This is a genomic window from Paenibacillus sp. JT22N12 (genome assembly GCF_056269365.1).
The window spans coordinates 223,347-246,860 of record NZ_JBWDNU010000007.1 but is presented as its reverse complement, the minus strand read 5'-3'; the positions used below and the strand labels follow the sequence as shown (position 1 = coordinate 246,860).

Below are 23,514 nucleotides of genomic sequence, written 5' to 3'. Positions count from 1 at the left end.
CCTTGACAATAAATGGAATGTAATATATATAGATAAAAGTTGAATATTATATGCAATGAACGCCTGCATCCATTTATTTGAAGCTTATTTTTCGTCCGGGGGTTAAAATCAGCATGCTTTTTAATACCTATTTTTTTATTTATTTGTTTTTGCCTCTAACCCTCCTCGTTTATTTTACGCTGAACCGCTTCCGGATGATTACTTCCGCCAAGCTCTGGCTGACCGCTTCCTCCCTGTTTTTCTACGGCTGGTGGAACATCAAATACATTCCCCTTATTCTCGCATCGATTGGATTCAACTATGCGATAGGCAGGCTGCTTTCTGAAACCTCCCCCGCCAGACATAAATTACGGCTGTCCCGCCGGAAGGTTCTTATCGGGGGAATAGCCGCTGATTTGCTGCTGCTCGGCTATTACAAATATGCGGATTTCTTCCTTGCCAACTTGAATGCCCTTACAGGACAGGGCATTTCGCCGCTTGCGATTATTTTGCCGCTGGGCATCAGCTTTTTTACCTTTACGCAAGTCGCGTATCTTGTCGATGCCTACCGGGGAAAAGCAAAAGAATACAACATCCTCAGCTATATGCTGTTCGTCACCTTTTATCCCCATCTGATTGCCGGTCCCATTCTGCATCACAGCGAGATGATGCCTCAATTTGACCGTCTCCGCAGCAAGCTGTGGGGCTGGCCCAATGCCTCCAGGGGCGTGTACATCTTCTGCATCGGTCTATTCAAGAAAGTGGTCATTGCTGATACGTTTGCCATCTATGCCAACAACGGCTTCGAGCACGCCGATCGTTTTCTCCAATCCTGGGTCGCCGCGCTTTCTTATACGCTCCAGCTGTATTTCGATTTCAGCGGATATACGGATATGGCGATCGGAGCTGCTTTATTATTCAATATCAAGCTGCCGCAAAACTTCAACTCTCCCTACAAGGCGCTCAGCATTCAGGATTTCTGGCGAAGATGGCATATGACGCTGAGCCGTTTCCTGCGTGATTATATCTATATTCCGCTGGGGGGCAGCCGCAGTGGAGAGTACATGACCATCCGCAACGTGATGATCACCTTCCTGCTCGGCGGCTTATGGCATGGCGCGGGATGGACCTTCATCGCCTGGGGGTTTCTCCATGGTGCGGGACAAGCCGTGCATCGCCTCTGGTCGAAATCCGGACGTTCCCTGCCCAAGTGGCTGGCATGGACAGTGACATTTGTTTTTATCACGATAACCTGGGTGTTCTTCCGGGCGGAGAACTGGCAGCAGGCCGTGCGTATTCTGAAAGGCATGACCGGCCTCTACGGAACCGGCATCACCATATGGCAAAGCTCGTTTGTACCCCTTGTGCTCATCCTGATTGCCATGCCGATTGTGCTGTTTGCTCCCAATTCATCCGAGCGGATTCAGTCTTTTCGCCCCAATTGGAAAACCGCGTTATGGCTGGCGATCGGTTTCATTATTTCTATGGTGTATATGAACCATGTCAGCGAGTTTTTATACTTTAACTTTTAAGGACTACCGCGGACATGGGTGTTTGTATTTCTAACGAAAGAAGGATGGCAATGTGGCGGTGAAAACAACGGCAGGCCGGGTTCCGGGGCAGTCAGGGGGATATTCAGCCCGTATGAAATCAAAACGGATGCTTGCGGCGTTTGCCGTCTTCGCGGTGCTGGGAGCGGCTTTATTGTCCGCGCTGACTGTCTTGATCGATCCCCTGCAGTTTTATCATCAGGCGATTGGGTACACGCCGGTGCTGTACCATGAGGAGCGTTACCAGAATCCGGGGCTGGCTAAAAATTACACCTACGATATGATTATTATCGGCACCTCGATGACGGAGAACTTCCTGCCCTCCGAGGTGGGCCGGGAGCTCAAGGGCAAGGCGCTCAAGCTCTCGCTTGAAGGCTCAACGGCAGATGAGCATTATAAGATGGCGAGTCTGGCCTTGCAGACCGGTCAGGTCCAAAAAGTGCTCTGGGGACTTGATTATTTCTCGCTCAAGCAGAATACGGAAGAGTCGGCAAGCCTGTTCCCCGGCTATATGTACGATAATCATCTGTGGAATGATTACCCGTACTGGTTCAGTTATTCCGCGTACCAGCAGTTTATCACCAGCATGAAGGCGAACTTGAAGGGAACGGCCTCCGATGATTTGGAATATCAGAACAATTGGGGACAGCGGGCGGAATTCGACAGGCAGCTGGTTGTCCAGGCCTATAAGGATGCGCAGTCGGAAGAGCTTTATTTTGGTTTGGGCGAGGACAGTGTAGAGGAGATCAAGCAAAGCTTTAATACCCATGTGCTTTCTCTGGTTGCAGACAATCCGGACGTGGATTTTTATTTCTTCTATCCTCCGTACAGCGTGCTGCGTCAGGTTGCCTGGCTGAACCTGAATCCCGGGCGGTTCCATAATCAGCTGCTGATGAGAAAATGGATTTTCGAGCAGTTCAGCAAGCTCCCGAACGTGAAGCTGTATGATTTTCAATCAGAAAGGCAGTGGACCTACGATCTGGATCAGTACAAGGATCTCTCGCATCACAGCCCGCAGATTAATTCTCTGATCGCTCAATCGATAGGAAGCAATGACGCCCGCTATCTGGTTACGGCAGACAATGTGGAGGAGCTGAACCGTGAGCTTGAAGCGGATAGCAGTGAGGCCATACTGCTTGGCAATGGTCTTGTCCGCAATATCGAGGTGAAGATTGGAGGCAAGCAGGCGGCATTCAGCCACCGGAGCTGGTCCGGCAGTGAAACAGGGGATATGCTCATACCCGCCAAGGAAGCTGCTGCCGCTCTAGGCGCTGCGATAGCCTGGGATCAGACAACGAAGTCGATGGTGCTGTCCAGGCAGAAGCACAGGCTGGAGGCCGCTGTCGGATCCGTAAAAGCGACTGGCGATGGAGCGGATGCAACTTTGACAGCCGCACCGCAAATCATCAACGGCACAGCGATGGTGCCCATCCGCTCCATAGCCCGTCATCTTGGCTGGACGGATCAGATTAATCAGCCGAACAGCTGGACCATCGCCATAGAGCTTGATGAGAAAAAGTGACTCGAATACGCCTAATTGTATAGAGGGAGTCTAGCCATCAAGGATGGTTAACCGCTCCCAGTGCTGCTTCCAGTTCTTCTTTAGGAGACGGTTTCTGTATATGCGCAGCCTATCCGGATCCTCCCGGAAAAATGGGGTCGGCCTGATCACACCGTTCACGGCATCTTCAACCCCCCAAGGGGCATAAAGCACAAGCCCGTTCTCATCTGACAGGGTGAGGCCCAGGGCGGTGGCGGTCTCCGGGAATTTGGACATGGCATCCCGAGCCGAAGTATACGGGGGATTATGGTTGATATGGTGCATCCGGACCTGGTTTTTGACGGACCAGGGGACTCCGGAATGGAGTCCTGTTAATAGGCCCTCCAGTTCTTTTTCCCTTCCCTCGCTGTCATCGCCGGGATCAAAATAAATCACATCGACATCCGGCAAAGCCGTTCTCTCCTCATAACCATGCCTGATGTCCCAGATCTTGGCCCGGACAAACCCGGCGCATACCCACCAGTCCGGCAGGTTCAGCGTCTGAACCGTTCTCAGAATGCCCGTCATCCAAACATCCTCCCGAACCAGACGAAGGATATCTTCTTCTTTTAAGGCTGAAATAGACGCCCACTCCTTGTTCCAGATCATCCGGACATGAACAGCCTCTGTCAGGAAAGCTGGCTTTGATAATAATGGGCAAGCTCGGCAGCGCGGGCGGCCAGCTTCTCCTTCAATGCGGGCGGCTCCAATACTTTGATGGATGTTCCATAGGAGAACAGAATGCCGGGCAAATAAATCAATGCCGCCTCCAGATCCATTTTAAACATAGCCTGGTCTGGCGTTTGCTCCGCGAGGAAGACCTGCATATTCCCATTGCCGCATAATTGTCTGATGGCATCGGGCGTTCCTTCCACCCGAACCGGCGTCAGATTGTCCACAGGGACACGCGGCATCAGCTGTCTGGCAAAATAATCGCCCGCCGAGAACGGATGGGGACGCTCGAAAATCTCCTCCGTGACCTTCATATCGAGAATGCGGTCAACGCGGAAGCTGCGGATATCGCCGCGGAGCCGGCAGTGGGCGACGATATACCATTTGCCGGTCCAGTGGACAAGGCCATAAGGGTCAATCGGGCGACCCGGGGTCGAGCTTCCGTTCTCCTTCCGGTAATCAATCAGGACGGTCGTGCTCTGCGCGACGGCGAGCTCCAGCTCGCGAAGAAGCGGCTCATCTGCGGCGGGCGGGCCGCCAAACGCAGGAAGCACATCAAAGCCCCTTGTATGGCGCTTAAGCGCATCCAGCTGATCTTTATTGGTGTACAATTTGATCTTCGAAAGCGCGCGCTCAAGCGCCTCCTTGTGGGGATACCCCGCGTGCTCGGCGAACAGGGCGGCATGAACCATGGATTTGCGCTCATCCTCATCGAAGAACAGAGGAGCATCCATGAAGGGTTTGAGCAGGCTGTAGCCGCCTTCATGCCCGGGCTCGGCTACAACGGGCACGCCAGTTGCGCATAGGGCGTCTATGTAGCGGTAGACGGTGCGGACGCTGCATTCAAGCTCCTCCGCCAGCTGGGCGGCGGTCATTCTTTTGCGCGAGGTTAATAGCCATAGGACGGCCAGCAAATTATCGGATTTGGACATGCGTGTTTGTACTCCTTTATTCATTCTTCCCTGCAATTGTAGCACATGCGGCTTTGCCCGATTAAGGAGCAGATTGCAGCCCCCTCTGGAAAATTACAGTGAAACAGGTTAAAATAAACGGCGAACGGGCGTTCCTCTCCAACTATATACTACCGCTTTGTTTGTGAGGAGGGTAGGATTGAATTCTTTTAACTTTCAGGCGCATGATTACCCGGAGCGTCCAGGCTGCTATCTGATGAAGGACAGCGATGGGAATATTCTCTATGTCGGCAAATCCAAAAGCCTGCGGAGCCGGCTGCGGTCGTATTTTCAGGGAAAGCCTTCCCATAAACGGCTGGTTCAGCTTGTCGGAAGCATCGCTGCGATCGAGGTCATTCTGGTCAATAATGAATCCGAAAGCCTCATACTCGAAAATAATCTGATCAAAATTCATAAGCCGCCCTATAACCGCGCTTTAAAGAAGGACAACAGCGGATATGCCTATCTGCAGCTGACGGAGGAAAGACTGCCCCGGCTGGATGTCTTCTACCGCGACAGGCGCCCGAAATCGGTCCGCGCGGCCGCCAATCCGCAGTCTGTACCGGATAAGGAAGCTGGCAGCCGCCGGTTCGGCCCTTATTACAGCAGCCGTTTTCGCAATGCGGTGCTTGAATTCGTGACGGATCACTTCAAGCTGCGAACCTGTGATCCAATGCCCAGGCGTGCCTGCCTGCTGTTTCATATTCACAGGTGCAGCGGCGTCTGCGAAGGATTTATCACGGAAGAGGATTACCGGCAAAGCGCAGATCAGGCGGCAGAGCTGCTGGAAAGCGGAGGAGAGAAGCTGATTGCGGCGATGTACGGGAGAATGGAGCAGTATGCCGAAGCGCTTGCGTTCGAGAAGGCGGATAATATGCTCCGGCATATCCGTATTCTGGAGAAGCTGCCCGAGAAGCAGATTGTTGACAGGGAAGGAGCGGCCGATCAGGATGTCATCTACTTCGGGAGGAGCCGTGTACTGATCGCCAAGGTGCAGGAGGGGATGCTGCGGGATTTCCGCATGCTGGATCTCAAGCAGGGCTTCGGGGATCAGGCTTGCGATTTGTTTCTGCTGCGGCATTACCGGGAGGAGCGCCCGCATGAGCTGATTGTGAACCGGATCAGCGATCTGAAGACGGTTCAGGCCCAGCTGCGGTCAGGGGGAAACAGCCCGCTTCGCATTACGCTCCCCAAGAGGGGACTGAAGTACGATTTGCTGAAGCTTTGCGAGCAGAACTATGAATACCGGATAGGAATGGAAGAGGCGGCTGCAGGCAGCGGTCCGATGCAGGAATGACGGCACGCAAAGAAGCCGGTCCCTTCATGGGGCCGACTGTTTGGTTTGCGTGTCAAATCCGTATCGTTTGAGGATTTCACGGACAGCGCCGGCTTGAATAGGCTTGGTCAGAAAATCGGCCATTCCCGCATTCAGACAGCGTTCCCTGTCGCTGCTTTGGCCATTGGCTGTCATGGCGATGACCACTGGAGCATGATCCTCTCCGGAATCGGCCAGCAGCAGCTCCGTTGCCTCCAGACCGTCCATGACGGGCATGCGCAGATCCATCAGGATCAAATCGTACCGCTTCTGCGCTGCCCGGCTAACGGCCTCCCGGCCGTTGCTGACCACGTCGGCGTCAATTCCCATTTTATCCAGCAGCCTCAAAGTCAGCTTCTGATTAATCTCGTTATCATCCGCGACCAATACGCTGGCAGGCTCCAGACTTTCCCGGGCTGCCGCGGTCTCGTTCCCGGAGGAGAAAGGATGCGCAAGCTCCGAGTGACGGTCGGCCTCGAGCCTCAATGTAACCGTGAAGCGGAAGACAGAACCGACATCCACGACAGATTCCACACGGATCGAGCCGCCCATGAGCTCCACCAGGTTCTTGCATATGGCAAGTCCCAATCCCGTCCCGCTGTACTGCCTGGTCAGCGAGGTATCCACCTGAGAGAAGGGCTGGAACAGCAAGGGCTGTTTATTCTCGGGGATACCCACGCCGGTGTCTTGAACGGAAAATTCGATATCGATCGATCGCTCCCGTTCGCGAAGCAGCTTGACTGTAATGAGGATGGACCCTTGGGGCGTAAACTTGACGGCGTTTCCCACCAGGTTAATCAGGATCTGACGCAGCTTGGAGCCGTCGCCGACCACCTGTGAAGGCAGATTGGGATCGATGCTTGCGGCCAGCTCCAGATTGAACTGCTTGGACTTGGCCGTAAACAGCTCGAATGTTTCGGCGATGATCAGGTCCAGGCGGAAAGGGGCTTCCTCCAGCTCCAGTTTGCCGGATTCAATCTTGGCATAGTCCAGAATATCATTGATAATCAGCAGTAGCGCGTCGCCGCTGCGGTGAATAATTTCGGCGTATTCCCGCTGCTCGGCATCCAGCTCCGTGTCCAGCAGCAGCCCGGTCATGCCAAGCACGCCGTTCATGGGCGTGCGGATCTCATGGCTGACCATGGCCAGAAAGTTCGTCTTGGCCTTGGCGGCGATTTCCGCCGTCTCCTTGGCCTCGATGAGCTCCCGGTTCATTTGCTCCAGTTGCCGGGTCTTCTCATGCAATAGCTCACTCTGCAGCTGCAGGGTCTTATGATTGAGATACATGCGGACAAAGCCCTCGATCTTCGTCCGCAAAATTTGCGGCACGAACGGCTTCAGCATATAATCGATCGCTCCGGCTTCGTAGCCGCTGAAGAAATGCTCACTCTCCTTGCTGGTGGCGGATATGAAGATGATGGGCACCTCTTGCGTTTTTTTACGCGATTTGATCAGCTTGGCGGTTTCAAAGCCGTCCATCTCCGGCATCTGCACATCCAGCAGAATAACGGCGAACTCATCCTTGAGCAGGCAGCGCAGCGCTTCCTCGCCCGACAAGCATTTGACAAGATTATAGCGGTCATTCCCGAGAACGGCTTCAAGCGCCAGCAGATTGTCGGGATGATCATCCACAAGCAAAATATTAATCGGTCCTTCATAAGCAATCATGCGATAGAGTTCACCTGCCCATACTATATTTCAAGATCAACATCGGTACTCGAAGGAGATAGGCGGACGCTTCTTATTTTGTTTTGCGGTACAAACGGGTCTGGGGATCCATCTCCTCATAGGCGTCGGCATGGAGCGTAAAATTAATCGATTCCTTGGTGCCGAGCGCCAATATGCCAAATGTGCTCAGGCTGTCGTAAAGCAGGCCGTGCACATGATTTTGCAGCTCTTTGTTAAAATAAATCATCACATTGCGGCAGAATATGACATTGAACTCATTGAAGGACCGGTCCGTAACCAGATTATGCTGCGCAAACACAATATTGGACTTCAGCTCGGAATGAAACAGCACGGAATCATATTTGGCCGTGTAATATTTGCTGAAGGCTTCCTTGCCGCCGGCATCCATGTAATTGCGGGTAAAGCTCTGCATGCGGTCAATGGAGAAAACACCCTGTTTGGCCGAGTCGAGCACACGCTCGCTCATATCCGTGGCATAGATTCGCGACTTCTCATACAGCCCTTCCTCTTTCAACAAGATGGCCATGGAATAGACCTCCTCGCCCGTCGAGCAGCCCGCATGCCAGATCCGGATGAACGGATAGGTGCGCAGCATCGGTACGACATGCTCGCGGAATGAGCGGAATACAGCAGGGTCGCGGAACATCTCCGTCACATGGATCGTCAGATCAGATAAGAGACGGGTCATGACTTCCCTGTCATGCAGCATCTTGTTCGTGAGCGCGGTTATGGTGGCAAGGCGTTCCGAATTCACCCGATGCCAGATTCTCCGGCGGACGGAGGAGAAGGAATAATTGCGAAAATCATAGCCGTACAATTGATACAGTCCTTCAAGCAGAAGCTCGATTTCGATCCGCTCCCGCTCAGACGCTTCGTTGACAATCTTCTCGTTATTTATACAACCACACCCTCATTAATGACAGCAGCTGATCAATATTTACCGGTTTGGCGATGTAGTCGGAAGCGCCCGCCTCGATGCATTTATCGCGGTCCTCCTTCATCGCCTTGGCCGTAATGGCGATAATGGGCAGCTGCTCGTATTCCGGCATAAGCCGGATATGCCGCATTGTTTCGTAGCCGTCCATTTCCGGCATCATCATGTCCATGAGGATCAGCTTGATATCCGGATGCTTATCCAGCATCTCCAGGGCTTCACGGCCATTCTCGGCGAAATGGATATCCATATTATAGCTCTCCAGCGCGCTGGATAAGGCAAACACATTGCGAATATCATCGTCCACAATCAGAATCGGCTTGCCCTCGAAGATAGTCTCCACACTGTGCAGCCTGTGCAGAACGCTGCGCTTATCCTCCGGCAAATCAGCCACGACCCGATGCAGGAACAACGTCGTTTCGTCAAGCAGCCTCTCCGGCGACTTGACATCCTTGATAATGATGGTCTCCGCATATTTCTTGAGCTGCATTTCTTCCTTCTTGTCCAGCTCGCGTCCCGTGTAAATAATGATCGGCATTTCTCTAAGAATATCATCCTTGCGGATATTATCCAACAAATCGAACCCGTTAATATCAGGCAATCCCAGGTCCAGCACCATGCAGTCGTAATGCTGCGCGGCTAATTCCGCTATCGCTTCCCTGCCTGTGGATACCGCTTTGATAACGACATCATCATGTCCGATCAGCTCCACAATGCTGATGCGCTGCGCGGCATCATCCTCGACAACGAGCAGATGCTTCAGATCCCGCTCCAGGAAGGATTCGATCTGCAGGAACAGAGTCTCCAGCCGCTCCTTGTTCGCCGGCTTGGTCAGATAGGCGATGGCTCCCATCGACAATCCCTGCTGGATATCATCCATGACGGAGATGACGTGAACCGGAATGTGGCGGGTATCGGCGTCATGCTTGAGATGATGCAGCACCGACCAGCCATCCATGACCGGCAGCATGATGTCCAGCAGAATGGCATCCGGGCTATAATTTTTGGCGCATGCGAGGCCGATATCTCCCTGCAGCGCTACGATGCCTTTAAATCCGCGCGACCTTGCGATATCGAGCAGTACCCGGGCAAAGTGAATATCGTCCTCAATGATAAGGACAACCCGGTCCTGGGGCGCGATATCGTCACGGTCGTCCTCCACCGTCAGATTGGCCGGCATAACCTGGGCTGTGGAGGCGGCAAGCGCCGCTTCACCCGAGGCGAAAGCGGAGGCTGTCTGATCAGCCGACGGAAAAGACATGCTTTCCTGCTCCAGGCTGTGCTCCGGGTGACCCGCAAGCCAGGAATCTTCTTCCGCTCCGGCCGGACTCTCCACGCTTGCCGCCACATGGAATTCCGGCAGGTACAAGGTGAAGGTGCTGCCTTGGCCTTCTTCGCTGTGCAGCGTGATTTCTCCGCCGAGCAGCTTGGCCAGATCCCGGCTGATGGCAAGGCCGAGGCCGGTCCCGCCATAGGTGCGGCTTGTCGTGCCGTCCGCCTGCTGGAAGGCCTCGAATATCATCTGCTGCTTCTCAAGAGGAATGCCGATACCGGTATCGCGCACCTCGAAGGCCAGGACCGATCCCTTCCCCTCGGCAAAATCAAGGTCATCCGGCTGGGAGGAGCGGATGCTTAAACTGACCGAACCCTCCTGCGTAAATTTGAAAGCGTTGGACAAGAGGTTCTTGAGTATTTGCTTGATCCGCTGGTTGTCTGTATACAAGCTGGCCGGGGTTCCGGGCTCGATGCGGATCTGGAGATTGATGTCCTTCTGCTGGCTGACGGGCTTGAAGCTGCTCCGCACCATTTCGGTCAAGTCCCGGATCGGCACCTCCTCGGTGACAATATTCATTTTGCCTGCCCCGATTTTGGACAAGTCCAGGATTTCATCAATCAATTTAAGCAAATCTCCGCCCGAGGAATGGATGGTCGTGGCAAAATCAACCTGTTTGGCGGTTAAATTGCCTTCTTTATTATCTTTGAGCATCTGGGACAGGATGAGCAGGCTGTTAAGCGGCGTGCGCAGCTCATGCGACATATTGGCCAAGAATTCGGATTTATATTTGGAAGAAAGCGCAAGCTGTACGGTTTGCTTCTCCAGAGCCGTCTTCGTTTTCTCGATTTGCTCGTTCTTCTGCTCAGTCTGGCGCATCTGCTGCTCAAGCTCATGGGTTTTCTTCACCAGTTCATCATTATTGTGCTCGAGCTGCTCCTGCTGACTCTGCAGCTGTTCCTCCGACCTCTTGAGCGCCTCGGTTTGTTCCTCCAGGTTCTCATTGGACCTGCGGAGCTCTTCCTGCTGCGACATGAGCTCCTCAGATTGGACCTGCAGCTCTTCGGCCATGGTCTGCGATTCATGAAGCAGCTCCTGTACGCGGATGCGTCCGAACAGATTGTTCAGGGCAATGCCGCAGTTCTCTGCCAATTCATGAACCAGCTTGCGCTGCCTTTCATCGAAGGCTTGCAGGCTGGCAAGCTCAATAACGGCAAGCAGCTGCTTCTGATAGGTAACCGGAACAAGCAGCAGCGTACGGGGGACGGTCTCGCCGATACCGGATTTGAGCTTGATATAGGATTCGGGCAGCTCGCTCAGCTCGAGCTCCTCTTGACTGCGCGCACATTGACCCACAAGCCCCTCGCCGAAGGCAAAGGATTGGCCGAACAGCGCTTCTTCGTGAAGGGCATAAGAGCCTTCAAGCTTCAGCCGGTTCGCAGAGCCCAATTCTTCGCTTACATACATTCCGCCGTAAGAAGCCCCGACAAGCGGCACAAGCTGCTCGATGAAGAGCTGGCCGACCATGGCAATTTCCTGCTCGCTTTGCAGCACAACGGCAACGGCGGCCAGATTCGTTTTTACCCAGGTCTCATCTTCCATCTGCTTGTTGTAGGCTTGCTCTATGGTAGTTTTCCGTTCCAGATCATCCGCCAGGGAGTAGAATGCCTTGGCCACTTCTCCAAACTCATCCTGTGTTTCCGTATATTTTCGGGAGCGGGGATCGAGCATGCCCCGGGCATAAGCGCCGATTAAGGAAGAAAGACTATTCAGACCGCGGTTCATGCTGGTCAGATTCCACAGCATAATGCCAAGACCGAGCAATAAGCCGAGTATAGTAGTCGAGATCATGATGATCTGCGTGGTCTGATTCATGCTCTTGGCTTCGGCTACCGCCTGATCCATAGCCTGGCGGTGAAAGCTGCTTAAATCGTCAATCAGATTAACGGCTGCTTCCTGGTACCCCAGCCCTTCCTTCTCACGGAGCGCAATCGCCTCCGTGCCCTTGCCCTGCTGCACCAGCTGAATAACCCGGGCGGTATAGACATTATACTGATCCAGGTTTCGTTCAAGCTCGCGCAGGATGCTGTTCTCCGTGTCCGAGGATGCGATTTGCTTCAAGCTTTCGAGGGCCTGCTCAGCTTGTACCGGCGACTCCTTGAGCAGAGCTTCGTTCTTCTGCAGGGTTTCTTCCGTCGGCACCGTCAGGACATTGACGAGTCCCTTGGCCGTATTATTGACATAGCCGCGCAGATCGTAAGCAACCATGAGCTTCTGATACCGGTTGGAATAAACCTCATCCAGTTTGCCGTTCATCTTGGTGAAATTATTCAGCCCCGCCAGGGATATGATAAGCAATAAACCAATCATGACGAAAAAACTGATCATTAGTTTAGCCTTGATTTTCATGTAAGCTGACTCCCATTTTTGTTTTTTTCTCTTTCTTCTTGACCTGCATTCGTATCGTATATTCGTAAATATACGAACGATTAGGCCGCAAGCCTAAACGGCTGCGACCTAATTTATCCAGTTGCTTATGCGATTGTTCAAGCCCATTAGTGAATGTTGGTGATAACAAGTACACGACCACGGTCGAGCTCCTCTTCATAACGCTCGGATTCACTGTCGGTAAAGCCGATAGACTGCAGCTTCGCACGTATTTCATCACCCCGTGAGCGGAATACATTGGCCATCGTCGTAAAGACGCCTTCTTCCGCCATCCCGATGGAATTCGTGTCCGTAGCATCAGCCAGCGATTTGGTCTGATCGCTGTCATGGGCAAGCACGAAAATATTGTCCTGTTTATAACCCTGTCGGTTCAGCTCCCGCACGGTGTGCAGAGCATCCATGGCTGTCGTCACAATTTGAACGGTCGGTTTAGTTTCATACATAGAAATCCCTCCATAATTCAATTTGGTCTTGGCCAGGTTAGCCTAAGTCAGACTTACCCCGGTGTGTATCCAGTTGAAACAATACTCCGGATAGGATAAGGCGGTTCACAGCGGAAATTTCCCGTTTAAACAAGTAGTAAATACCGCCTGACAAGCGTGTGACATAAGGGGGATCAGGATGTTCAGGGAATGCTTTCATCACAAACCGCGGAGCAACTGGGCTTATGCCTATGACAAAGAGACGATTCATCTGCTGGTCCAGACGAAGAAGGACGATGTGGACGAGGTCGCTGCCATGACCGGCGACAAATACGATTGGGAACATTTGCAGGAGGATATCCCGATGGAGAAGGTGGCAGCCGATCGCTACTTCGATTACTGGATGGCAGCGGTCAAGCCGGCATTCAAACGTTTCTCCTATGGATTTCGCATGAGAAGCGGCGGTGAGCTTGCTTATCTGACGGAAGCGGGTGTTTCTTCCGAGCTGCCGGCGCCCACACGGGGTTATTACGAGTATCCGTACATTCATGAGGTGGATTTATTCTCCGCCCCGCAGTGGGCCAAGGATGCGGTGTTCTATCAAATCATGCCGGACCGGTTTGAGAAAGGCAAAAGCGGGAGCAAGCGGGAGGGACTGGCGGATTGGGGTTCTGAGCCGACCAAAGAAAATTTTTTCGGCGGGGATTTGCAGGGCATTCTCGGCCGTCTCGACCATTTGAGCGAGCTTGGGATTACCGCTGTTTATTTGACGCCGATCTTCGAGTCGCCCTCCAATCATAAATACGACATCATCGATTATCGCAGGATCGATCCTTATTTTGGAGATATTCAGGATCTGAAGCAGCTTGTGGAGGCTTGCCATGAACGGGGAATCCGTGTTGTGCTGGATGCGGTGTTCAATCATGCGAGCGAGCATTTTCCTCCATTCCGCGACGTGGTGGAGAAGGGGGAACAATCCCGCTACAAGGATTGGTTCCATATCCGGTCTTTTCCGCTGCAGGTGAAGGATGGCAGGGCCACCTATGAGACATTCGGTTTTTTTGAACATATGCCCAAGCTCAATACGGCTAACCAAGATGTGAAGCGTTATTTGCTGGACGTGGCGGAATATTGGATCAGGGAGACGGATATTGACGGCTGGCGCCTTGATGTCGCCAATGAGGTGGATCATCATTTTTGGCGTGAATTCAGGCAGCGGGTAAAAGCGGTCAAGCCGGATGCCTATCTGATTGGCGAGGTTTGGAGCGATTCCATGATGTGGCTGCTTGGCGATCAATTTGATTCGGTGATGAACTATCCCTTCGCAGATACCGTTATGGACTTCATTGCGGAGGAAAATGTGGACGGGCTTACGTTCGCGGAGCGTATAAATGCGTTCTTGATCCGCTACCCCCAGCAGACCAGCGAGGTGATTTTCAATCTGCTGTCCAGCCATGATACCGCTCGCGTATTGACCCGGGTCGGGGAGAACAAGGAGCGGCTGAAGCTTGCGGTTGTTTTCCTGATGACCTATATCGGAACCCCTTGTATCTTTTACGGCGATGAAATTGGCCTCAAGGGCGGAGATGATCCGGACAACCGCCGCTGCATGATATGGGGCAGGCAGGAGCAGGACCGGGAGCTGTTTGACTTTTATAAGCTGCTGATTGACCTTCGCAAAGCCCATACGGCTTTGCGGAGCGGACGCTTTCGCTTCCTGAAGGCGGACTCTGGCGACCAGAGGATCATCTATGAACGAATGGATGCCGGTGAACATTTTACCATCTGGATGAACAACACGGATGATCGTACCGTTCTGGAGCATCACATTCCGGGCGGAGACTGGGTTGATGCGTTGTCCGGGGAGGAGGTCCCTTTGATCGATGGCATGCAGAAGGTGGAACTGGAGCCATTCGGATACCGGATATTGTCCCGCAGCCTGCAGGACATACTAGTTAAGAAATAACATAACAGCGACCTGCTCCATACCCGAAAAATATGATCTTGAAGCTGCTTGTTTGCGTCCAAAGCATGAAATTTTTTGATGCGTTTCATAAACCTGTGCTGCGTGGTATTAAAGAAACACACAGCAAACAAGCCGGTTTTCTTGAACTTATAGAATTTATAACGCTGCACATCGATAAATTTCTATATGTTCTAAAGGGAAGAAACTTACCTTTGCCGCCAATGGACGGCGAAGCCGGTTCTTCTTGCCGGAACTTGTTGCATCACCGGGAGGTAATGAGGAAATGAATGCCAATTCTTGTCTTGCTATGCTGCTTGCCGGAGGTGAGGGCCGCAGATTGGGACCTCTCACAGCGAAGCTCGCCAAACCGGCCGTGCCTTTCGGCGGCCACAGCCGAATTATTGATTTCACGTTAAGCAACTGTGTCCATTCCCACATAGAAACGATCGGCGTACTCACCCAGTATCAGGCCGAATCGCTACATAAACACATTGGCGATGGCAGAGCCTGGCGCAACAGAAAAAGCGGGAGAAGGACAGATATCGCCCTTCTTCCATCCAGCAGAATCGGCGAAAGCGGTTATGCCGGAACCGCGGATGCGGTTTATCAGAATATCGATTATGTGGATCAGCAGAATCCCGAGCATGTATTGATTTTATCGGGCGATCATATTTATAAGATGGATTATGGCGCACTGATGGAGAAGCATATCAAAAGCGGCGCTGCTGCGACGATTGCCGTCAAACGCGTTCCGTGGAAGGACGCAAGCCGCTTCGGAATTATGAATACGGATGAATCGGAGCGGATCGTGGAATTCGCCGAGAAACCGGCCGAGCCTGTCAGCAATCTGGCCTCCATGGGGATCTATATGTTCCGCTGGGCCGATCTGCGCAGCCTGCTGATCGAAGATGCCGACAACGCCGCTTCCAGCCATGATTTCGGCAAGGATGTCATCCCGCAAATGCTGCGCTCCAGGATGCATCTGCAGGCTCATTCATTTGACGGATACTGGCGCGATGTAGGCACAATCGACAGCTTGTGGGAAGCGCATATGGATTTGATTGACGGACAAATTGCTGCAGGCGCGGCGGCTGCGGGCAAAGCCGATGCCGATGCCTGGCCAATCCTGTCGAAGGAAAAGCTTTATACGCTGTCTTCCTACATGAGTCCGGCTGTCGACGTGCAGAACTCGATTGTACATCCCGGCAGCTCGATCGAAGGGGATATTGACCGCTCCGTTGTTTTCGGTGATGTCGCCATTGGCGAAGGGTCCGATGTCCGCGAAAGTGTAGTCATGCCCGGGGCCCGCATTGGACGCAATGTATGGCTGTATCGTGCCATCGTAGGCGAAGGGGCTGTCATTGAGGATGGAGCGGTGATCGGGAATATGAATGGGGAAATTACGGTGATCGTCGCTAATGACCGCGTAGCCGTTCATCCGCGGTTCATGGTTACGCCGTCCCGCCTTCCGCACAACTTCTTCGAGGAGCGGGATGTGTATATGCCGTTTTCTTCCAGGGAAAGTAAAGTGCTGAGCGACAACGCGTAAGCATGTAGGATCAATAAAATAAATCAAGCCCGGAGCCAACCGCTCCGGGCTTGATTCTGTGCGCAGGGAATCTATACGGCAGGTGCCGTAAATTTGCGCTGTGCGAATTCATTCTCAAGCATGAAGAAAGCATTGCTGTCCGTATCGATCCGTTTGAGCTTCTGGATGATGGTATCGAACATCGATTCTTCTTCAACTTGCTCATCAATAAACCATTTCAAAAACTGGATTGTTGCATGCTCGCGGTCATTCAATGCCAGATCGGACAGATGATAGATCCGTTTGGTCACTTCCCGCTCATGCTGATAAGCTTGCTCGAAGGCATCAAGAATGGAGCTATAGTCATTGTTTGGAGTTTCCATACCGGTTAAAGTGACGCGGCTGCCGCGGTCATTCAGGTATTTGTAAATCTTCATCGCGTGGAACCGTTCCTCTTCCGCTTGAACAATAAAGAAATTAGCGAAGCCGTCCAGACTTTCGCCCGAGCAGTATGCGCCAATGGCCAAATAGACATGAGCGGAATACAACTCGAAGTTTAATTGTTCGTTCAAAGCATGACTTAAGGTTTCATTCATCATCGGGCCGCACTCCCTTACTGTAAAATGGTAACTTGCTCTTCGCTATCGTACCATAATCAAGGGCGGTTAGCCTATGCGATCTTTCAGCTTGCGGTACAAAACTTCAGCCGTCGGAGCTACGACGATCTCCGATTTGCCGATCATAACCAGACACTGCCTGGAGCACAGCTTGCAATTGCCGAGGCAGTCCTTCTTCTTCTGTTTTAAATCCGGAAACTCATGCTTAAGCGATGTATAAACCGACTTGGAGCCGTTTTTGAAGTTTCTGCAGCAGTATTTGATTTTCTTCATCCGATTATACCGACCTCTTTCGGACTTGGATTTAAAATCCATCTGCAGATAATGATAGTAATTCTCATTCTCAATGTCAACACCTGAGAAAAGATAAAATCCCCCGGCTCGCGATGATCAGCTTGAGCCGGGGGATTCATGAATTAATTGCCTGTAGGCAGGGAAAACTTTTTCGTCCAGGTCGTGCCGCTGTCCGTGGTTCCATAGATAGCCGAGTACGAAAGACTCGTTATCGCGATAAAGCCGTCTTTGGCCGAAGTAAAGGACAATTTGCCAGCATAGCCGGGAATGCCGGTAATGGTCTTGAAGGTTTTGCCGTTTTCCAGCGATCTGCCGATCGACACTTTCTCGTAAGCGCCGGATGAAGCGGCCAGATAAGCGGCTTCATGACCGATGATTTGCATGTTCTCAGGTGAGCCTGTCGGACCGTTCAGACCGGCAACCTCAGGTCCGGGGGCGGGGCCGCCGCCAGCCGTTGAATTGGAGACAAGCTGCTTCCAATGAGCGCCTGCGTCGCTTGTATGAAACAGGGAGTAGGACGTTTGCGACATGCCCGAATCCCCGTAGAGCACAACCCATACGTTGGATTCTTCGGTGCCGTAGATCTGTCCGCCGACAACGGTGGCCGACTTGACGCTCAGCGTGTTAGCCCAAGTCTTCCCGCCGTTAACGGTGCGTTTGATTTCGTAGCCTGTTCCGGGAACAAGCGTGACCACCCAGCCTTCATTCTGGTTAATGAAGTGGACGTAGCGGGTGTTGGGCGGGGTCGTCACTTTCTCCCAGGTTTGCCCCCCGTTGGTGGTCTTGAACGTCAAGGTGCGGCTGAAGCCGTAACCGACATCCTCAGAGAGGAACTGAACACGGTCAAACGCGTAAGCGCCGGTATGAACCTGCGTCAGCGTGGTGCCGCCATCCGTCGTTTTAAAGAGCAGATTCGGCCCGCCGGCTTTGGTCTTGGCCATCACATAGCCTGTCGAGTTGGTTTGAAACTGCATATCCTGAAAATCGTATTTTCCTTCATTGTTAATGGCCTGCCAGCTACAGCCGCCATCCGACGTGCCGATCATAAAGCCGTTCCCGGCTGCCCGTCCGATCTTCGGGCTGAGGAACTGGATGGATTCAAAATGAGCCTGATTACCAGTGTCCGGAACCGTCTTGAGCGTCAAGCCGTTATCGTCTGCGCGGCAGCCGCCTGAAGACTGCGCCAGTGCTGCTCCTGCCCCGGAAGCGGGCGGCGGTGCGGCGGCGATTCCTGTAAATAATGCTGCGGAAAGAGTAAGAATACCTAATGCTCCAAGTCTGTTACTTCTCATGTTCGTATCACCTCGTTATTGTATTACCCCAAAAGCTTCTTTTTCTCTCATCTTCCAGACGGCTTTTCGGACGGAATAGTTGCAGGAGCGGGGGAGATGGGTTTCTTTACTTGAGCAATCGTCTGGATTATGATAAAGAACATGGCTTGGAAAGCATCAATGAAATTGAAGGAGGTAAGCGTATATGAGCGCAAATGGACAGCAGCGGGCGTCGATTCGTCCGGGCTTGCTTGTGGATATCGTATTGAAGAAGGATCAGGTCTCGGGTCAGACGACGCGCGGGGTCGTGAAAGATATTTTAACCAACTCGGCCAACCACCCGCATGGAATCAAGGTAAGGTTGCAGAGCGGAGATGTGGGACGGGTCAAGACGATTGTGGACAGCAATTCATAACAAAAAGGCGCTCGGGAGGGTATTCGCCTCTGCAGCGCCTTTTTTGACCTTATATATTGTTGTTTATACCAGGTCGCAGGCTTCCTCCGGCATCCAGTGGGCATCCTGTCCGTCCCATTTGACATTGCAGCCGATGGGATTGGTCAGGGGCGTTGATACGGGCTTGCCTGCCAGATGCTCCGTGAGGGCCTGGTCCAGATCGTTGACGGTCATTCTGCCGATCTCACGGGGCTGGTCGACGCCGCGTCCCGTGTAAATAAGCTGGCGGTCGGCATCGAATACATAGAAATGCGGAGTGCGAAGGGCGCCATAAGCGCGTGCGACATCCTGGGATTTGTCATGCAGATAGACCCAGGGGAAGCGTTCCTTCTCCATCACCTCCACCATATGCGCGAAGGAATCATCGGGATGCGTCACCTCGCTGTTGGCATTAATGGCGACGAAACGAACGCCATGCTCGGCGAATTTGAGCGCCGTGGCACGGGTTACCCCGTTAGAGCCAAGGACAAAGGGACAATGATTGCAGGTGAAGAACACAACAAGCGCCGGTGCGTCTGAGAAATCATCCAGGGAGTAAGTTTGACCGTTCGTTGCCGGCAGCGAGAAGCTTGGAGCTTCAGCCCCCAATTGCAGTGTGAAAGCCATTACCGTTTCCTCCTCATCTCAATAGAAATGGTCACTCCCCCTGATTATAGCGATCCTTTCCAGCCGATACAACCAGAGGGATGGAAGCGTCTTCCCTTCCAGGCCATTTTTTGAGAAGATAGGGACAGTTCCCGCGCAGGATGAACCGTAAAGGATGCACTCCCGCGGAAAAGAGAGGAGATACAAGGATGATCTATAGCGATTTGACGAACTGGGAGACGGAGAAGCATACGTTCCCTGCCCCGGTAAGAAGGGCGGTTGACCGGCTTCAGCAGATGGATTTGGCAGCGCTTCCTCCGGGAAAGCATGAGCTCGGCGAAACGGGGATGTTTCTGCTGCTGAATGAGTTGACAACGAGGGAGAAGAAGGCGATTAAGCCGGAATCGCACAGGGAGCATATCGATGTGCAGCTGCTGCTCAGCGGCAGGGAGTGCATGGGGGTGGCTAAAGCCTCTCCGGAGCAGATCATTACGGATGAGCGGTATGATAAAGAGGATATCGCTTTTTACGAAGAGGTTCAGGGCGAAATCGATGTCCATTTGGCTCCCGGCGGTTTTGTCGTGCTGTTTCCTTCGGATATTCACAGGCCCAACTGCTCGATAGCGGAGGATGTGCCCCTGCGTAAAGTCGTGGTCAAGATTCACCGGGATCTGTTTGATCAGCAATGAATGAGCAGGACTTGCACGGGGAAATTTGCAACCGGATTTCCAAATAGAGTAGGATAGGGAAGTACACATTCACTTACAAAAAGGGGCTAATGTCCTCGTGGGCTTTCTTCCGGACTCATTTCCTGCACACAGCGCTTCCATCATTTTTACATTAATCTCGGGTATCGCGGTTTTATTCCTGCGTCTCCGGGCATCGAACCGCCCGACAACCATGCGCAAAATCATTATTCCGCCTATCGGCATGTCAACGGGCTTCCTGATGTTCGTCGTTCCCGTTACGCGCATTCCGTGGAGCTGGGCACTGATCGCTTTTGCGGCAGGGGGACTGCTGTTTGCTTATCCGCTTATCCGGACCTCGGCGCTGGAGCGCAGCGGGGAGACCATTGTGCTCAGACGCTCCAAGACCTTTATCTTTATCCTGCTCGGACTGCTCGTCGTAAGGCTGCTGCTGCATGACGTAGTGGAACAGAGCATCACCATTCCCCAGACCGGCGGATTGTTCTTTATTCTCGCTTTCGGGATGATTCTGGTATGGCGCATTGCCATGCTTAGAGCGTATATCAAGCTGAAGAGGGAAATCGATTTGCAGGACACCGGGCTTTCCAACTAATGGATAAGGGCCGGGCGGCCATATGCAAACCCAAAAAGCAAAGCAGGGATTCCTATTCTTAAGGAGTCCCCGCTTTTTTTCGTGCATGCGTTACTTCTCCATCCTGCGTTTCAACGTCTCCAGATCGCGCTGCACCATGCCCGCATCCTCAGCGAATTTCCCGTCGGACATGCCGGAGTGCTTGAATAAGGTAAAGTGAACCTCGCAGCCCTCCCCATTGGGAATGACCCGCATTGGATTATACAGCTCCGGACCGGAGGCGGGACGCACATGGTGATCCAATACGCCCCATTCATTCCTGGCCGCGAAGGAGATGCCCATCGGCCCATCCGGTGTTTCGACGAGCCACTCTTCGCCGGATTGACGGACCGTGAGGCTGAACGAGGATGTCCATTCGGGTAAATATTCCGGATTCACGGCGTATTCGTATACGGTTTGCGGCGAGTTTTCAATACGAACCTGCAGCGTTTGGGAATGCATCAATTTTGTCAATTCAAACAGCTCCTTATAAAAGAATTCGGCCTTTGAACGGCACAGCCCGCGAAGGGGCGGTTCATCCATAAAGCATGAGGAAATTAAGGTCATGCCCAAGCTGTTTCAAGTAGTTATAGAGCTGTGAGCGGTGGTGAAAGGTATGCGTGACGATTTCAATCAGCCATTTGCTCTGAACCATGCCATGCTCCAGATAGAAAGCTTTGGTGGATTTGTGCAGCAGCTCATCCTCGCTGAGCGAGATCATGCAGGCATGCAGCGTTTCATAATGAAGACGGAACTGGGCGGCCAATTGCTCAGGATCTGTCAGGCCGCTGACTGCCGTCTCGACCTTTTGGACCTCCTCCTGCGTCTTCTCCTGCATAATCGCCAGATCAGACGCCGGAATCGACACCAGATGATGAACCAGCTGCAGCAGCGTACGCATATTTTCCGCCGGGCGATAGTCCCACTGCTCAGGCTGGATACGTGTTATAAGTGCTTCGCTGGTCCGTACCGCAAGCTCCAGCTCGTCCAATAGTTGATCGCGAATAGCGATGACACCACTCATAAGATCATTCCTTTCGTCATTTATAGGAGAAGTATATCCCTTTAAGTGCGGATCGGATTGTAAAAATCGGACATCTTGCCGTATTCCCTGGCGGCTGTAATGGGCGAATCGCCATAAAACCTCCTGAAATCATGAATCAGATGAGCTTGATCGAAGAATCCGTGATTCAAAGCGAGCATGGACCAGTCCACGGGCTCCCGGCTTAGCTCCAGCTGGCCGATAACGGACTGGAACCGGACTATTTCGGAGAACTTTTTGGGAGTGATGCCGATCCATTTCTCAAACATGCGGTTCATCTGCCGGGCGCTGATAATCTCAGCTTGGGCTAGCGCCTCGATGCCGGTGGTTCCTTTTGTTGCAAAAATCCGTTCAAGCAGGTTCGCCATCCGGCTGTCATCTACAGCCTTGCTCCGGTGCAGGAGGGTGATCAGATACGATTCAATCACCTGTATTCGCGCATCCAGCGAGGAAGCTTCAAACAGCCGTTCGCTGATTCCTTCAGCAAGCCGCGGCCATAGAGCATCCAAAGAAAGCTGCTGGTTGGCAAATTCGGACAGCGGGGTCCGTACGAAAGGATAAGCCCCGCCGGGGAAGAAGCGCACGCCGAATTTGCGGGTCGGGTGCTGTTCATCGTAAGCGATAGCAAATGGATGATCGAACAGACCGATGTAACGGATTTGGCAGCGGTTATCCTTCAAGTCTTGCTCGAACAAAATATCGGTACACCCATCCGGAAGAACGCGGTCGACTGCTCCATTGTCCGTATTCATTTCCTGCTCGTGAGCAGATAACGGCTCGGATGCCCAATAAGTGGATACGAAGGGGCGGAGCAGCTCTGAAGGCGGAATTTCGATATAGCGATGGGAAGGGACTCTTCCGCTTGCTTGCCGGGGTTGGAACAGCTGGTGCAGCTTCATGGGAACACCTCCTCTGCTTATGAAGAGCGGGATACTTGTATTTGTATAGTAACAGATTGTACATATGTCATTCATGCAGGGGATGTTTTCATTTGACAAGAGGATGCTTGATTGCTAAACTACAGATATAGATTGTGCACAATTTAATTTTATCAAATACTTTTAGTGGAATGAGGAGGAGTTTGATCATGACAACGCTCTACGATCTGCAAGCAGAAACCATCAGAGGTGAAAACAAGGCGTTATCCGATTACAAGGGCAAGGTGCTGATTGTTGTCAATACGGCCAGCAAATGCGGCTTCACACCCCAATACAGCGACCTACAAAAGCTTTATGATGAATATAAGGACCAAGGGCTTGAAATTCTCGGCTTCCCGTCGAACCAGTTTGGGGAGCAGGAGCCGGGTACCAATTCCGATGTGCAGGAATTTTGCCAAATCAATTACGGCGTTAATTTCCCCTTGTTTGCCAAATCCGATGTCCGGGATGAAACGGCAAATCCTGTATTCCGTTATTTGACGGAGGCGGCTCCGTTTGAAGGATTTGACACCACACAGCCCAGCGGCAAAATGTTAAACTCATTCCTGAGCGAGAAAATGCCGCATTGGCTGCAGGATGATTCGATCAAATGGAACTTCACGAAGTTTCTTGTTGATCGGGAAGGCCATGTCGTCAAGCGTTTTGAATCCACAGTAGAACCGCTGGATATGAAATCGGATATCGAAGCGCTGCTGTAATTTTTCTGAAGTTGCCAGGGAGAAGCTAAAGG

The 23,514-nt window shown here is 52.5% G+C and carries 22 protein-coding genes; 9 read left to right on the top strand and 13 right to left on the bottom strand.

The features are described from left to right. Positions 1-113 precede the first annotated feature (113 nt). Together AC0YOA_RS24470 and AC0YOA_RS24465 are read left to right on the top strand one after the other, a co-directional pair. Positions 114-1,511 (top strand): MBOAT family O-acyltransferase, encoded by a 1,398-nt coding sequence (locus AC0YOA_RS24470; protein ID WP_475788855.1) that lies wholly within the window; start codon positions 114-116, stop codon positions 1,509-1,511. Between the two features lie 112 nt (positions 1,512-1,623). Beyond that, positions 1,624-3,051 carry a copper amine oxidase N-terminal domain-containing protein gene (locus AC0YOA_RS24465; protein WP_475788854.1) on the top strand — a complete coding sequence of 476 codons (1,428 nt, stop codon included), beginning with the start codon at positions 1,624-1,626 and terminating at the stop codon, positions 3,049-3,051. A 30-nt stretch (positions 3,052-3,081) separates the two neighbouring features. Here the strand turns inward: AC0YOA_RS24465 and AC0YOA_RS24460 are convergent, their stop codons facing one another. After that, positions 3,082-3,651 (bottom strand): nucleotidyltransferase family protein, encoded by a 570-nt coding sequence (locus AC0YOA_RS24460; protein ID WP_475788986.1) that lies wholly within the window; start codon positions 3,649-3,651, stop codon positions 3,082-3,084. A 47-nt stretch (positions 3,652-3,698) separates the two neighbouring features. Further along, positions 3,699-4,673, bottom strand: coding sequence for a helix-turn-helix transcriptional regulator (locus AC0YOA_RS24455; RefSeq protein ID WP_475788853.1), 975 nt, complete (start codon positions 4,671-4,673; stop codon positions 3,699-3,701). A 178-nt stretch (positions 4,674-4,851) separates the two neighbouring features. On the opposite strand from AC0YOA_RS24455, the gene AC0YOA_RS24450 reads away from it, so the two are divergent. Continuing rightward, positions 4,852-5,988, top strand: a complete 1,137-nt coding sequence (locus tag AC0YOA_RS24450) for a GIY-YIG nuclease family protein (RefSeq protein WP_475788852.1) — start codon at positions 4,852-4,854, stop codon at positions 5,986-5,988. 24 nt (positions 5,989-6,012) lie between these two features. Here the strand turns inward: AC0YOA_RS24450 and AC0YOA_RS24445 are convergent, their stop codons facing one another. The 4 genes from AC0YOA_RS24445 to AC0YOA_RS24430 all read right to left on the bottom strand — a co-directional run bounded on the left by AC0YOA_RS24445 (position 6,013) and on the right by AC0YOA_RS24430 (position 12,793). After that, positions 6,013-7,674, bottom strand: a complete 1,662-nt coding sequence (locus AC0YOA_RS24445; protein WP_475788851.1) for a response regulator — start codon at positions 7,672-7,674, stop codon at positions 6,013-6,015. A 73-nt stretch (positions 7,675-7,747) separates the two neighbouring features. Continuing rightward, positions 7,748-8,593, bottom strand: a complete 846-nt coding sequence (locus AC0YOA_RS24440) for a CheR family methyltransferase (protein WP_379114485.1) — start codon at positions 8,591-8,593, stop codon at positions 7,748-7,750. After that, positions 8,586-12,311 carry a response regulator gene (locus tag AC0YOA_RS24435; RefSeq protein ID WP_475788850.1) on the bottom strand — a complete coding sequence of 1,242 codons (3,726 nt, stop codon included), beginning with the start codon at positions 12,309-12,311 and terminating at the stop codon, positions 8,586-8,588. The genes AC0YOA_RS24440 and AC0YOA_RS24435 overlap by 8 nt, the downstream gene beginning before the upstream one ends. Before the next feature lie 146 nt (positions 12,312-12,457). Further along, positions 12,458-12,793, bottom strand: coding sequence for a YflT domain-containing protein (locus AC0YOA_RS24430; protein WP_210039117.1), 336 nt, complete (start codon positions 12,791-12,793; stop codon positions 12,458-12,460). Between the two features lie 178 nt (positions 12,794-12,971). Between AC0YOA_RS24430 and AC0YOA_RS24425 the strand changes: the two genes are divergently transcribed. Together AC0YOA_RS24425 and AC0YOA_RS24420 are read left to right on the top strand one after the other, a co-directional pair. After that, the gene (locus AC0YOA_RS24425) at positions 12,972-14,738 is read left to right on the top strand and encodes an alpha-glycosidase (RefSeq protein ID WP_475788849.1); all 1,767 of its coding nucleotides are present in this window, start codon (positions 12,972-12,974) and stop codon (positions 14,736-14,738) included. Between the two features lie 283 nt (positions 14,739-15,021). Next, on the top strand, positions 15,022-16,287 hold the full coding sequence (locus AC0YOA_RS24420) for a glucose-1-phosphate adenylyltransferase (RefSeq protein ID WP_475788848.1): 1,266 nt from the start codon (positions 15,022-15,024) through the stop codon (positions 16,285-16,287). Between the two features lie 71 nt (positions 16,288-16,358). Here the strand turns inward: AC0YOA_RS24420 and AC0YOA_RS24415 are convergent, their stop codons facing one another. From AC0YOA_RS24415 to AC0YOA_RS24405, 3 genes are all read right to left on the bottom strand, one after another. After that, positions 16,359-16,862 carry a ferritin gene (locus tag AC0YOA_RS24415; RefSeq protein WP_475788985.1) on the bottom strand — a complete coding sequence of 168 codons (504 nt, stop codon included), beginning with the start codon at positions 16,860-16,862 and terminating at the stop codon, positions 16,359-16,361. 69 nt (positions 16,863-16,931) lie between these two features. After that, positions 16,932-17,156 (bottom strand): DUF1450 domain-containing protein, encoded by a 225-nt coding sequence (locus tag AC0YOA_RS24410; RefSeq protein WP_210039113.1) that lies wholly within the window; start codon positions 17,154-17,156, stop codon positions 16,932-16,934. 143 nt (positions 17,157-17,299) lie between these two features. Then, positions 17,300-18,469 (bottom strand): WD40/YVTN/BNR-like repeat-containing protein, encoded by a 1,170-nt coding sequence (locus AC0YOA_RS24405; RefSeq protein WP_475788847.1) that lies wholly within the window; start codon positions 18,467-18,469, stop codon positions 17,300-17,302. Between the two features lie 184 nt (positions 18,470-18,653). On the opposite strand from AC0YOA_RS24405, the gene AC0YOA_RS24400 reads away from it, so the two are divergent. Next, complete coding sequence (locus tag AC0YOA_RS24400) at positions 18,654-18,863, top strand: YwbE family protein (RefSeq protein ID WP_475788846.1); 210 nt, start codon at positions 18,654-18,656, stop codon at positions 18,861-18,863. 63 nt (positions 18,864-18,926) lie between these two features. Here AC0YOA_RS24400 and AC0YOA_RS24395 read toward each other — a convergent pair whose 3' ends face one another. After that, a complete protein-coding gene (locus AC0YOA_RS24395; protein ID WP_475788845.1) occupies positions 18,927-19,508 on the bottom strand; it encodes a thioredoxin family protein in 582 nt (193 codons plus the stop codon). A 188-nt stretch (positions 19,509-19,696) separates the two neighbouring features. Between AC0YOA_RS24395 and AC0YOA_RS24390 the strand changes: the two genes are divergently transcribed. After that, on the top strand, positions 19,697-20,176 hold the full coding sequence (locus tag AC0YOA_RS24390; protein ID WP_475788844.1) for a NanQ anomerase/TabA/YiaL family protein: 480 nt from the start codon (positions 19,697-19,699) through the stop codon (positions 20,174-20,176). 97 nt (positions 20,177-20,273) lie between these two features. Then, positions 20,274-20,786, top strand: coding sequence for a CcdC family protein (locus AC0YOA_RS24385; protein WP_475788843.1), 513 nt, complete (start codon positions 20,274-20,276; stop codon positions 20,784-20,786). Positions 20,787-20,876: 90 nt separating this feature from the next. On the opposite strand, the gene AC0YOA_RS24380 is transcribed toward AC0YOA_RS24385, so the two are convergent. The 3 genes from AC0YOA_RS24380 to AC0YOA_RS24370 form a co-directional block, all read right to left on the bottom strand. Further along, complete coding sequence (locus AC0YOA_RS24380) at positions 20,877-21,278, bottom strand: SRPBCC family protein (RefSeq protein WP_475788842.1); 402 nt, start codon at positions 21,276-21,278, stop codon at positions 20,877-20,879. Positions 21,279-21,339: 61 nt separating this feature from the next. Further along, positions 21,340-21,828, bottom strand: a complete 489-nt coding sequence (locus AC0YOA_RS24375) for a DinB family protein (RefSeq protein ID WP_475788841.1) — start codon at positions 21,826-21,828, stop codon at positions 21,340-21,342. Positions 21,829-21,869: 41 nt separating this feature from the next. Next, positions 21,870-22,745 carry a DUF6597 domain-containing transcriptional factor gene (locus AC0YOA_RS24370; protein WP_475788840.1) on the bottom strand — a complete coding sequence of 292 codons (876 nt, stop codon included), beginning with the start codon at positions 22,743-22,745 and terminating at the stop codon, positions 21,870-21,872. Between the two features lie 188 nt (positions 22,746-22,933). On the opposite strand from AC0YOA_RS24370, the gene AC0YOA_RS24365 reads away from it, so the two are divergent. Beyond that, positions 22,934-23,482, top strand: coding sequence for a glutathione peroxidase (locus AC0YOA_RS24365; RefSeq protein WP_210039104.1), 549 nt, complete (start codon positions 22,934-22,936; stop codon positions 23,480-23,482). Positions 23,483-23,514 lie beyond the last annotated feature (32 nt).

What these genes read in the sequence shown, in the direction of transcription:
- AC0YOA_RS24470 (WP_475788855.1), top strand. Translation starts at nt 114, where the DNA reads ATGCTTTTTAATACCTATTTTTTTATTTATTTGTTTTTGCCTCTAACC.
- AC0YOA_RS24465 (WP_475788854.1), top strand. Translation starts at nt 1,624, where the DNA reads ATGAAATCAAAACGGATGCTTGCGGCGTTTGCCGTCTTCGCGGTGCTG.
- AC0YOA_RS24455 (WP_475788853.1), bottom strand. Translation starts at nt 4,673, where the DNA reads ATGTCCAAATCCGATAATTTGCTGGCCGTCCTATGGCTATTAACCTCG.
- AC0YOA_RS24445 (WP_475788851.1), bottom strand. Translation starts at nt 7,674, where the DNA reads ATGATTGCTTATGAAGGACCGATTAATATTTTGCTTGTGGATGATCAT.
- AC0YOA_RS24435 (WP_475788850.1), bottom strand. Translation starts at nt 12,311, where the DNA reads ATGAAAATCAAGGCTAAACTAATGATCAGTTTTTTCGTCATGATTGGT.
- AC0YOA_RS24430 (WP_210039117.1), bottom strand. Translation starts at nt 12,793, where the DNA reads ATGTATGAAACTAAACCGACCGTTCAAATTGTGACGACAGCCATGGAT.
- AC0YOA_RS24425 (WP_475788849.1), top strand. Translation starts at nt 12,972, where the DNA reads ATGTTCAGGGAATGCTTTCATCACAAACCGCGGAGCAACTGGGCTTAT.
- AC0YOA_RS24420 (WP_475788848.1), top strand. Translation starts at nt 15,022, where the DNA reads ATGAATGCCAATTCTTGTCTTGCTATGCTGCTTGCCGGAGGTGAGGGC.
- AC0YOA_RS24415 (WP_475788985.1), bottom strand. Translation starts at nt 16,862, where the DNA reads ATGAATGAAACCTTAAGTCATGCTTTGAACGAACAATTAAACTTCGAG.
- AC0YOA_RS24410 (WP_210039113.1), bottom strand. Translation starts at nt 17,156, where the DNA reads ATGAAGAAAATCAAATACTGCTGCAGAAACTTCAAAAACGGCTCCAAG.
- AC0YOA_RS24405 (WP_475788847.1), bottom strand. Translation starts at nt 18,469, where the DNA reads ATGAGAAGTAACAGACTTGGAGCATTAGGTATTCTTACTCTTTCCGCA.
- AC0YOA_RS24400 (WP_475788846.1), top strand. Translation starts at nt 18,654, where the DNA reads ATGAGCGCAAATGGACAGCAGCGGGCGTCGATTCGTCCGGGCTTGCTT.
- AC0YOA_RS24395 (WP_475788845.1), bottom strand. Translation starts at nt 19,508, where the DNA reads ATGGCTTTCACACTGCAATTGGGGGCTGAAGCTCCAAGCTTCTCGCTG.
- AC0YOA_RS24390 (WP_475788844.1), top strand. Translation starts at nt 19,697, where the DNA reads ATGATCTATAGCGATTTGACGAACTGGGAGACGGAGAAGCATACGTTC.
- AC0YOA_RS24375 (WP_475788841.1), bottom strand. Translation starts at nt 21,828, where the DNA reads ATGAGTGGTGTCATCGCTATTCGCGATCAACTATTGGACGAGCTGGAG.
- AC0YOA_RS24370 (WP_475788840.1), bottom strand. Translation starts at nt 22,745, where the DNA reads ATGAAGCTGCACCAGCTGTTCCAACCCCGGCAAGCAAGCGGAAGAGTC.
- AC0YOA_RS24365 (WP_210039104.1), top strand. Translation starts at nt 22,934, where the DNA reads ATGACAACGCTCTACGATCTGCAAGCAGAAACCATCAGAGGTGAAAAC.